The sequence below is a fragment of the Mesorhizobium sp. M7A.F.Ca.ET.027.03.2.1 genome, from assembly GCF_003999175.1.
Lineage (GTDB): Bacteria > Pseudomonadota > Alphaproteobacteria > Rhizobiales > Rhizobiaceae > Mesorhizobium.
In genome coordinates this window covers 1-836 of the sequence record NZ_RZOM01001615.1, presented here as the reverse complement: position 1 = coordinate 836, position 836 = coordinate 1, and the positions used below count along the sequence as shown (strand labels likewise).

At 64.2% G+C, this 836-nt stretch carries 2 protein-coding genes; both read left to right on the top strand.

Annotated elements, in window-relative coordinates; genetic code table 11:
* Nucleotides 1–471, top strand: a 471-nt coding sequence (locus EN750_RS36830; protein ID WP_281062387.1) for a copper homeostasis protein CutC, incomplete at its 5' end; no start/stop codon positions are given.
* The coding region (locus EN750_RS36825; protein WP_127399448.1) for a GNAT family N-acetyltransferase at nt 468–836 on the top strand (369 nt) is incomplete at its 3' end. The genes EN750_RS36830 and EN750_RS36825, both read left to right, overlap by 4 nt.

The window sequence follows — 836 nt, the reverse complement described above, 5'->3', positions numbered from 1 at the left end:
GTGTTTGGCTGCCTGAACGCCGATGGCACCATGGACGAGGCGCGCATGAGCGAACTGACGCAGGCGGCCGGCCCCTTGAACGTCACCTGTCATCGCGCCTTCGACATGACGCGCGACCCGGCCGAGGCGCTCGAATCGCTGATCCGCAGCAAGGTCGGCCGCGTGCTGACCAGCGGCCAGCGTGACACTGCTATCGAAGGCTTGCCGCTGTTGGCGGATCTGGTGCGGCAGGCCGGCGAGCGCATCGTCATCCTCGGCTGCGGCGGACTGGATTTGCACAACATTGCCGAAGTGCGCAGCAAAACCGGCCTGTCCGAAATGCATTTTGCCGCCCTCAAGGATGTGCCGAGTGCCATGGACTACCGCAATCCCCATGTCGGCATGGGTGGTTCCGATCTCGATCGCGAATACCGCAACACGCTCACCGACACACCGCTGGTGGCGGCAACGATCGCGGCAGCCAAGGCATGACCTCGACCCCTGCCCCGATAGCCCGTGTATCGGCCGCAGACGAAGCGGCGATCCTGGCGCTCAACAACGAGCATGCCGCAGAACTGTCGTGGCTGGAGGCTGAGCGGCTGTCCTTCCTGCTTGGCGAAGCGTTTTACACCAGGCGCATCGGCGATCTCGAAGCCTTCATCATGACCTTCGACCAGGACGCCCGCTACGACAGCCCGAATTTCCTCTGGTTTCGCGAACGCTACGAGCGCTTCGTCTATGTCGACCGCGTTGTCGTGGCGGCGCACGCGCGCGGCCGCGGCCATGCCCGCCGGCTCTATCAGGATCTGTTCGGCCATGTTGAGCGCGCCGGCTACAATCTGGTCACCTGCGAAGTC